Here is an 8,971-nt window from a genome sequence, read left to right on the forward strand (position 1 = left end):
AAAGCCTATGGAACTGTGCTGAACATAGCCAGCGTAACGATTTTCGGCGTGTCTATGTTCCTGCTCTATCTGGTCTCCTGTCTCTACCATGCCCTGCCGGTCTCCAAGGGGAAAGCGGTTTTTCAGGTGTTGGACCACTGCTCCATTTTCCTCCTCATTCTGGGCACCTATGTCCCTGTGTGCCTGGTGACGGTAGGCGGAGCCTTTGGCTGGACGCTTTTGGCGGTGAACACCGCCTGCGCTGTGTTGGGCATCTTACTCAATGCCATCAGTCTGCGCCGCTTCAAAAAGCTTTCCCTGGTGCTATATGTGGTTATGGGCTGGATGGGGGTCTTGGCGTTCCCCCATCTGATCCGGGGCTTGAGCCCCTGGGGCTTTGCGGCGTTGCTGCTGGGGGGACTTTCCTACACGGTGGGAATCATTTTCTACCGGCAGAAGGAGAAACTTTACCGCCATGGGGTTTGGCACTTCTTCGTGCTGGGGGGCACCATCTTTCAATTTTTCACTGTATATACCAACTGCTGCTGTTGATGTTGTTAATAAGGAGTCCGCTATGAGAGAGTATGTGATCACAACCGATTCTTGCTGTGACCTGCCCCAGGAGCTGGTGCAGGCTTTGGAGCTTACCGTGGTGCCTCTGAATGTCCAGTTTGGCCGGGAGCAATTCCAGAATAAGCCGGGGGATGGCCCGGATATTCATGAGTTCTACCAGCGCTTATCCCAAGGGGAGATGTCCCAAACCTCCGCTCCCAATGTTGAGGCATTTAAGGAGGCTTTCCGTCCGCATTTGCAGGCGGGGAAGGATGTGTTGTACTTGGCGTTCTCCTCTGCCCTCAGCGCCACTTATCAGACCGGGGCTCTTGCCCTGGAAGAGCTCCAGGAAGAGTTCCCTGACGCCACCCTACTGGCAGTGGATACCCTCTGCGCCTCCCTGGGCCAGGGGTTGTTGGTGGACTTGGCGGTGCAGGAGAAGCGGAAAGGCAAGAGCATCCAAGAGGTTTGCCAGTTTGTCCAGGACACCAAGTTGAAGATTTGCCACTGGTTCACTGTGGACGATTTGGGCCAGCTCCGCCGGGGCGGACGTCTTTCCGCAGGCAAGGCGGTGGCCGGGGCTCTGCTGAATATCAAGCCGGTGCTTCACGTGGATGACCAGGGCCGCTTGGTGCCGGTGGATACCGTGCGGGGACGGAAGAAGTCCCTATCTGCGCTGGTAGAGCGGATGAAAGCGACTGTGGTGGAGCCGGAGGGCCAGCATGTATACATCAGCCATGGGGACTGTCTGGAAGAGGCGGAGACCTTGGCCGCTATGGTCCGGGAGGCCTGCCATGTACCCACCGTGACCATCGGCTATGTGGGCCCGGTGATTGGTTCCCACAGTGGCAAGGGAACCCTGGCCCTGTTTTCGGTGGGGACGAAGCGTTGAGGCCGGAATAGGCAAAGCAGGAAAACAGAATCCTTTGCTGTTTGAAGTATTTCCAACATAAAAAGAGGTCGGGGATGTATCCTCGACCTCTTTTCCTATGTGTATCGTGTTTGCCGCTTAGGGAACACGGGCAAAGATGGATGCAATGGGGATATCCAAGTGCCTGAATTTTATGGTGGTGTCCCGTTCCCCTTCTGCCCAATCCGGGAATTGGGCATAGGTTCTGTCATATCGCAAGCTGCCGTTTTCCAAGCGAAAGACGTCGATGAACTTATCGGTGGGACTGACAATCCAATACTCTGAAACGCCTGCGCGCTCGTAGGCGTCTTTCTTTTTTCCCTTGTCGTTGGTGGCGGTGGAAGGGGAGAGAACCTCTACCACCAGGTCAGGGGCCCCGTGGATGCCGTTGTTATGCACCTTCTTGGGGTCACACACCACCATCATGTCTGGGATGAAACGGTTGTCGTCATCTAGGTAAAGGTCTAATCCATCGGAGAAAACTTCACAGGACTGACCTTCCAAAAGTGATGCAAATAACCGTGCAATGTTAAAAGCCACACGATTATGGTTGGTAGATGGGCTCGGGGACATGGCCACAAGCATGCCGTTGATCAATTCTTCTTGTTCACGGGTTTCAGTCATAGGGTTCCCTCCTTTTTCAAATCAAAGCTCAAAGCGCCAGAATGTTGATTTTCCCATCTTCCACCACTGCTTTCAGTGCGGTGACAGGGTGGAGATAGCTGTCGATGATCTTGGTGGCGATGGGGTCTTCTAGCTGCTTCTGGATGGTTCGCCGAAGGTTTCTGGCGCCCTGGGCAGCAGAGTAAGAGTCCTTCACCAGCTGTTCCAATACGCTGTCCTCCCATTGGAAGGTCAGACCCTTATCTTGGAGGACGCCTTGCAGCTCCACCAACATGATCTGGGCAATGGCACGGAAGTTTTCCTCGGAGAGCTGGTTGAAGGTGACCACTTCGTCCACCCGGTTGATGAACTCCGGACGTAGGAATTGCCGCAGGGCTTTCATGGCTTTTTCCTTGCTCTGTTCGTTGGTGGTCTTGCCAAAGCCCAGAGGGCCGGAACTGCTGTCGCTGCCAGCGTTGGAGGTCATGACGATGACGGTATTCTCAAAGTTTACCACCCGGCCTTGGGCATCGGTGATGTGCCCGTCGTCCAGGATTTGCAGGAGGATATTCAATACATCTGGATGGGCCTTTTCGATCTCGTCAAAGAGGATGACGGCGTAGGGCTTGCGGCGGATTTTTTCCGTCAACTGCCCCGCCTCATCGTAGCCCACATAGCCTGGGGGAGAGCCGATGATTCGGGAGACGCTGTGCTTCTCCATAAACTCGGACATGTCTAGGCGGATGAGGGATTCCGGAGCGTGGAACAAGTCCTCTGCCAGGCGTTTGACCAGTTCGGTTTTGCCCACACCAGTGGAGCCCACGAAGATAAAGGACACGGGTTTGCGCTTAGAGGACACCCCAACCCGGTTTCGGCGGATGGCAGACGCCACAGCGGTGATGGCCTCATCCTGGCCAATGATGGCATCCTTCAGCCGCTCTTCCAGCTTGGCCAAGCGCTCATATTCCTGCTCCTGGATGGTGCTGGCAGGAATCTTGGTCCACAACTCCACCACACGGGCCAAGCTCTCCAGGGTGAGGGTGGGAGCTTCCTGTTCTTCCAGGGCCTTCTTTTCCTGAAGGAGCTGGAGCTCCTTGCTGCGCAGCTCTGCCAGGCGTTCATAGGCCTGTTCACTGGCGTCGGCCACCATGACCTCCCGCTCTACGGCGATGTCGTCCAGGTCCTTCTGGACCTCCTGGGAACGGGCCAGGGTTTTATTTTTCAGGTTCACGTCAGAGCAGGCCTCGTCGATAAGGTCAATGGCCTTGTCCGGCAGGAAGCGGTCGGTGATATAGCGTTCCGACATCAGCACCGCCAGGCGGGCGATGTCGGGGGTGATGCGTACATGGTGGAACTCCTCATAGTAGGGAGCCACGCCCTTGATGATGGCAACAGAGTCCTCAATGGAGGGCTCGTTGACCATCACTGGCTGGAACCGCCGCTCCAAAGCGGAGTCCTTTTCGATATATTTCCGGTACTCCACCAAGGTGGTGGCGCCGATAACCTGGATTTCCCCACGGGAGAGGGCGGGCTTGAGGATGTTGGCGGCATTCATGGAGCCCTCGGCATCCCCGGCCCCCACCAGGTTGTGGACCTCGTCAATGACCAGGATGATGTTGCCCAGTTTTTTGACCTCCTCAATAAGGCCCTTCATCCGGCTCTCAAACTGGCCACGGAACTGGGTCCCGGCCACCAGGGAGGTCAAATCCAGCAGATAGACCTCCTTGTCCTTGAGCTTATAGGGTACGTCGCCCTGGTGGATTTTGGCAGCCAAGCCCTCAGCGATGGCAGTCTTGCCCACACCGGGCTCACCGATGAGGCAGGGGTTGTTTTTCTGGCGGCGGTTCAAGATTTGGATGACCCGCTCCAACTCCTGTTCCCGGCCGATCATGGGGTCCAATTTGCCCTCGGCGGCTTTGCGGGTGAGGGAGATACAGTGGTTTTCCAAAAACTTGCGCTTGGCGCGGGCCTTGCGCTCGCTCTTTTCCCCGCGGGAGGAACGGGAGGAATCCCCATTCTGAGGCGGTTGCTCTGCCGGGGTGTTGTCCCCCTTCTCCGCCTCGCCGCTGGTGCCCATGTTGCCGATGAGCTTGTTGAGGAAAGGGAAGGTGGCAGTGCGGCCCTCTTCCTCCTCGTCGTCTTCGTCGCTACTGTTGGGGTCCATGGCGTTGGAGAGGTTGTTTACAAGGCCCTCCAAGCTTTCCGCGCCGTCAAAGGCAGACATCATCTCGGTGGTGAGGCCCTCTAAGTCCTCATCGCTCAGACCCATCTTTTCGATCATATCTGTGACAGGGCGGATGTTCAATTCCCTGGCACATTTGAGGCAAAGCCCCTCGTTTCGGCTGCTCTGGCCGTTGTTATCCAGCCGAGTGATAAAGATCACGGCCACATTTTTTTTGCATCGGCTGCACAGAGTTGGCTGCATAGGCGATCACTCCTTGAGGAATCAGAAATTCTGATGAATATTGACTTGCTGGGGGAGAAAAGCATTGTGAAGCATCATATCACGGCTTTGTGAATTGGATGTGAATGAATGGGTTAAAAGAGGGAGAAGAAGGGCGGGACTGTGAGCAAAGGGAGAAAGTAGCTCTCCTGCACCACGTCAGCGGGAATCCATCCCAGAAGGTCATACAGGGCCCAACGGGCCACCAGTAGAATCAGGATGCCCTTGAGCAGGCCTGCTATCCCGCCCAGCATGTGGTTGAGCTGCCGCAGCACTGGTAGCTTTGCCACCAGGTTCAGGGCATGGGAGAGGATATTCCATAGCAAAAGGATACATGCAAAGCCCAGCAGGAAGCAGATGGATTGGGACAGCAGGGAGGCCAGAGAGGCGGCAATCTCTTGGGCGGTGGCCACCTGGAAATTCTCCACCTGACTGGACAGGCGCTCCTGGATAGACTGGGGATAGTTTTCTAAAAGGGAGGCAGTGTCCTGGTTGCTGCCGGCTTGGCCGCTTTCCTGGGTGGACAATAGTTTTTCCACCAGGACAGGTTCTAGCTTTTCCTGAAGGAGGTAGGCGTAGTGGGTGGAGAGATACCATCCACCAGACAGAGCTACCAGCACGGCAATCAGGGAACAGAGGGTGAGGACGAAGCCCCGCCGCACGCCGGTGATGACACAATACAACAGGATAATGAGGACGGCCAGGTCCAGGAGCAGGGAAAGGGTCATGGTCATGTGTCCTCCTCATTGTCCATCCGGGAGCCGGAGGGGTAGTAGAGGCTCACCGATGTACTGCCGATTAGTGCGACACCGCCGTCTTGATAGATGGCCAGGTTGCGAATACCCATCTGATTGGCCAGGGTACGGTAGTTTTCCAGCTTTCGGGTGGTGGTGTAGACATCCCCAGTGGTGAGAAGGGCGATATCCTGGCCGCGGGCGGCCAGAGCCAAGGCCTGGCCTTGGATATAGAGCCTCCCAATCTCGTCCCCGTGGCTGTCCACAGTGACAAGGGTTCCAGAGCTGCCAGAGGCGGAACGGGAGAGGAAGAGGGTGGCAAAGCCGCTGCCTTGGAGGGTGCCCATCTTTAAGTATTGGGAGGAGTAGTCATAGGAGTCCTCCATAACCCCACTGGAATCCAGAATCATGAGGCTTTGGTCTCCTAAGATCCAACACTTTCCGTCGCTGAGGATGGACAGCACCACATTGGAGCCTAGGGAGACCTCTCGGGTGGCGTAATCCCGGGAGGAGAAGGTGTAGTAGAGTAGGGTGTTTTCAAACCCGCCATTTAGTTGGCCAGGGGAAATGAGATAGACCCCCCGGCAGTCCGGGGTCACCACGGCGTCGGAGATGTAGCGGCTAGAGAGCCGGATAGACTGCACAGCATCCATGGAGGTATCATAGACCGTGACCACACCCTTGTAGCCGCTGACCTTGCTGGTAACTGCAACCCAACCAGAACTGTTGATGGTGGCACAGAGGATGGCCTCCTCTGTGGGCAGTTCCAGGGAGTGGACCAGGACATCATCCTTCACCACCGCCAACTGCTGCCCCCCCACGTCGTAAACCACGGCATAGTTGCCAGCGGCATTCATGGCGGGGGCGTTCATGGAGACCGTTTCTTTCAGTTTAGCAGAACCGGAAGGGGAATAGACTTGGATTTGGGAGGATGTACTGATGAGCAAATTGTTGCCCAGCCCCAGAAAGAGGCTGTTGGATTGGGCGTTGTGGGGGAAATCCTCTGCCTGGGTGCGGGTCAACTGCCGCAGGGCAAAGGAGATACGATCCCCAAAGACTGCGGCGAAGAGCAGCACCAACACAATAGCGGCGACCGCAAGCAAAAGGATCACGCGCTGTTTGCGGGTGAGGGTACGTTGTAAGGTGAGCAATTTGCGCATGATGACCTCCATACAGGTGAGAAGCGAAGCATCAAGGTAGCCCTGGGATGGGATACCAAAGTTTTGTCATGTACAAGCCTTGGGGCGGTGCGGTGGGACCGGCGGCGGTGCGGTTTTTCCCTGCCAAAAGAGCGGGGATATCCTCAGGGGAGAGCTTCCCCTCAGAGGCGTAAACACAGGTGCCCACCATGGCCCGGACCATGTTGTAGAGAAAGCCGTCGGCGCACACCCGGCAGGAGATCATAGGCCCCTCCTGGGTGATCTCAAAATAGTGGACGGTACGCACGGTGGTTTTCGTCTCGGTACCCACAGAGCGGACACAGGCGAAGTCGTGGGTGCCAACGAAATGGCTGGCTGCCGCCTGCATCACATCTGCGTTCAATTTCTTGGGATAAAACCACACCCGGTTCACCAGGAAGGCGTTGCGGATGCGGGAATTGTAGATGCGGTAGGTGTATTCCTTTTGAATACAGCTTCCAATGGCGTTAAAGTCCTCCGGGACTTGGGTGGCCTTGGTGACCACAATGTCTCCTGGCAGGCGGGAATTGACTGCCAGGGGGAGCCGGTCACAGGGGATGGAGGAGGCCGTCCGGAAGTTGGCAACGTAGACCTCCGCGTGAACCCCGGCATCGGTCCGCCCGGCACCGGTACACTTCACTGGGTGGCCCAGCACCGCCGCCAGGGCCTTTTCCAGGGTTTCCGCCACGGTGACATCCCGCTTTTGAACCTGCCAGCCATGATAGTTCGTACCATCGTACATGAGGGTGAGAGCAATGTTCCGCATAGTGCCTCCTTACAGGCCGAAATAGCGCAGCACACAGACTGCGGCGCAGATCAGAATGCTGAAGATCAAAAAGATGACGTCCCGGCTGTGGAAGGAGAGCTGGCGCAGGGAGGTGCGTCCCTCGTCTCCGTGGTAGCAACGGCATTCCATAGCGGTGGCCAACTCCTCTGCCCGGCGGAAGGAGGAGATGAATAGGGGCACCAGAATGGGAATCAGCGCTTTGGCTTTTTGGATAAGGTTCCCGGAGTCGAAATCTGCCCCCCGGGCCTTCTGGGCGGAGATGATCTTGTCCGTCTCCTGGATGAGGGTGGGGATGAAGCGCAGGGCGATGCTCATCATCATGGAGAGCTCATGAACGGGAAAGCCAACCTTCTTCAAGGGCCGCAGCAGCCGTTCCAGGCCGTCGGTGAGAAGGATGGGGGAGGTGGTGTAAGTCAAGAGCAGGGTACAGGCGATGAGCAGGAGGATACGCAGCATCATGAAGATGGCCTTCCAAATGCCCTCCTGGGTGATTTTGAAAATGCCAAACTGCCACAGCACCGTACCGGAGGTATAAAACAGGTTCAAGATGGCGGTGAAGGCCACGATGAACAGTACAGGCTTCAGACCCTTGAGGAAAGCCTTGCCTTGGATGCGGGAGACGGCGATCAGGAGCAGCACCAGCACCACCAGCAGCCCATAGGAGACCACAAATTTACACAGGAAGATGGAGACGATAAAAAGCAGGGTGAACAGAAGTTTCGTCCGGGGGTCCAGCCGGTGGAGGATGGAGTTTCCTGGGAAGTATTGCCCCAGGGTGATATCTTTCAATGCCATTTATATGCCCTCCTTGTTCCGATAAGCCTCTAGGAAGGCAGTTTTGGCCTGTTCTACTGTATAGACGTGGGGGGGCAGCTGAGCACCCAAGGCACGGGCTCTAGAGAACACCCGGTTCATGGCAGGGACCGAAAGCCCCAATGCCTCCAACTGTGGCCCGTGGGAAAAGACCTCTTGTGGGGTGCCCACATAGGGGAGCTTCCCAAAGCTGACCACGGCCAAGCGGTGGGCGTAGTGGGCCACATCCTCCATGGAGTGGCTCACCAGAATGATGGTGGCATGTTGGGCCTTGCGGTAGGACTCAATATTCTCTAAAATCTCCTGGGCGCCGATGGGGTCCAGCCCAGCAGTGGGCTCGTCCAGGACCAGGACCTTGGGCTCCATGGCAATGACCCCGGCAATGGCCACCCGGCGCTTCTGCCCACCAGAGAGGGCGAAGGGGGAGCGTTCCAGCACGGAGGTGGGGAGCTTTGCAAACTCCGCGGCGGCCCGAACCCGCCGGTCTACCTCTGCCTCCTCCAACTTCATATTCCTGGGGCCGTAGGCGATGTCCCGGTAGACGGTTTCCTCAAAAAGCTGGTATTCCGGGTACTGGAACACCAGCCCAACCTGGAAGCGGATGCTGTGGGTGAGGGCCTTGTTGTGCCAAATATCCTGCCCCTGGAAAAGGACCTGCCCTTGGGTGGGCTTGATTAAGCCGTTGAGGTGCTGGATAAGGGTGGATTTGCCAGAACCGGTACGGCCAATGATCCCCAAACACTCCCCCTGGTAGACGCTGAGGTCGATGTTATCCAGGGCTGTCTGCTGAAAGGGGGTGTTGGGGCTGTAGATATGGGTCAGATGTTTCAGTTCAATGATAGCTTCCACAGGGGCATTCCTCATCTCATATCAAATGGGGGGGCGTCAGCCCAGGAGTTCCGCCAGTATGGCGGCGCATTCCTCGTCGCTGATGGCGTCCAGGGGAACGGAGAATCCCTCTTGCTTTAGTTC

General features: G+C 56.7%; 9 protein-coding genes. 2 read left to right on the forward strand and 7 right to left on the reverse strand.

What is annotated here, in order from left to right:
* Together trhA and ACTOZL_RS04485 are read left to right on the forward strand one after the other, a co-directional pair.
* On the forward strand, window positions 1-531 hold a 531-nt coding region (trhA, locus tag ACTOZL_RS04480), incomplete at its 5' end, for a PAQR family membrane homeostasis protein TrhA (RefSeq protein ID WP_482476901.1).
* Between the two features lie 22 nt (window positions 532-553).
* Window positions 554-1,423 carry a DegV family protein gene (locus ACTOZL_RS04485; protein WP_482476903.1) on the forward strand — a complete coding sequence of 290 codons (870 nt, stop codon included), beginning with the start codon at window positions 554-556 and terminating at the stop codon, window positions 1,421-1,423.
* Window positions 1,424-1,540: 117 nt separating this feature from the next.
* Here the strand turns inward: ACTOZL_RS04485 and ACTOZL_RS04490 are convergent, their stop codons facing one another.
* From ACTOZL_RS04490 to ACTOZL_RS04520, 7 genes are all read right to left on the reverse strand, one after another.
* The gene (locus ACTOZL_RS04490; RefSeq protein ID WP_482476905.1) at window positions 1,541-2,065 is read right to left on the reverse strand and encodes a Uma2 family endonuclease; all 525 of its coding nucleotides are present in this window, start codon (window positions 2,063-2,065) and stop codon (window positions 1,541-1,543) included.
* 28 nt (window positions 2,066-2,093) lie between these two features.
* Window positions 2,094-4,469, reverse strand: coding sequence for an ATP-dependent Clp protease ATP-binding subunit (locus tag ACTOZL_RS04495; protein ID WP_482476907.1), 2,376 nt, complete (start codon window positions 4,467-4,469; stop codon window positions 2,094-2,096).
* 113 nt (window positions 4,470-4,582) lie between these two features.
* Window positions 4,583-5,221 carry a CvpA family protein gene (locus ACTOZL_RS04500; protein ID WP_482476909.1) on the reverse strand — a complete coding sequence of 213 codons (639 nt, stop codon included), beginning with the start codon at window positions 5,219-5,221 and terminating at the stop codon, window positions 4,583-4,585.
* Window positions 5,218-6,381 carry a DUF5711 family protein gene (locus tag ACTOZL_RS04505; protein WP_482476911.1) on the reverse strand — a complete coding sequence of 388 codons (1,164 nt, stop codon included), beginning with the start codon at window positions 6,379-6,381 and terminating at the stop codon, window positions 5,218-5,220. Before ACTOZL_RS04505 ends, ACTOZL_RS04500 begins: the two co-directional genes overlap by 4 nt.
* Window positions 6,382-6,412: 31 nt before the next feature.
* Window positions 6,413-7,165 (reverse strand): tRNA pseudouridine(38-40) synthase TruA, encoded by a 753-nt coding sequence (gene truA / locus ACTOZL_RS04510; RefSeq protein WP_482476913.1) that lies wholly within the window; start codon window positions 7,163-7,165, stop codon window positions 6,413-6,415.
* A 9-nt stretch (window positions 7,166-7,174) separates the two neighbouring features.
* The gene (locus tag ACTOZL_RS04515) at window positions 7,175-7,981 is read right to left on the reverse strand and encodes an energy-coupling factor transporter transmembrane component T family protein (RefSeq protein WP_482476915.1); all 807 of its coding nucleotides are present in this window, start codon (window positions 7,979-7,981) and stop codon (window positions 7,175-7,177) included.
* Window positions 7,982-8,848, reverse strand: coding sequence for an energy-coupling factor transporter ATPase (locus ACTOZL_RS04520; RefSeq protein ID WP_482476917.1), 867 nt, complete (start codon window positions 8,846-8,848; stop codon window positions 7,982-7,984).
* Window positions 8,849-8,971: the final 123 nt, after the last annotated feature.

The sequence above is a fragment of the Evtepia sp. genome (assembly GCF_056797215.1).

Excerpts from the sequence above, each read along its gene's own strand:
- ACTOZL_RS04485 (WP_482476903.1), top strand. The coding sequence starts at position 554 with ATGAGAGAGTATGTGATCACAACCGATTCTTGCTGTGACCTGCCCCAG.
- ACTOZL_RS04490 (WP_482476905.1), bottom strand. The coding sequence starts at position 2,065 with ATGACTGAAACCCGTGAACAAGAAGAATTGATCAACGGCATGCTTGTG.
- ACTOZL_RS04495 (WP_482476907.1), bottom strand. The coding sequence starts at position 4,469 with ATGCAGCCAACTCTGTGCAGCCGATGCAAAAAAAATGTGGCCGTGATC.
- ACTOZL_RS04500 (WP_482476909.1), bottom strand. The coding sequence starts at position 5,221 with ATGACCATGACCCTTTCCCTGCTCCTGGACCTGGCCGTCCTCATTATC.
- ACTOZL_RS04505 (WP_482476911.1), bottom strand. The coding sequence starts at position 6,381 with ATGCGCAAATTGCTCACCTTACAACGTACCCTCACCCGCAAACAGCGC.
- truA (WP_482476913.1), bottom strand. The coding sequence starts at position 7,165 with ATGCGGAACATTGCTCTCACCCTCATGTACGATGGTACGAACTATCAT.
- ACTOZL_RS04515 (WP_482476915.1), bottom strand. The coding sequence starts at position 7,981 with ATGGCATTGAAAGATATCACCCTGGGGCAATACTTCCCAGGAAACTCC.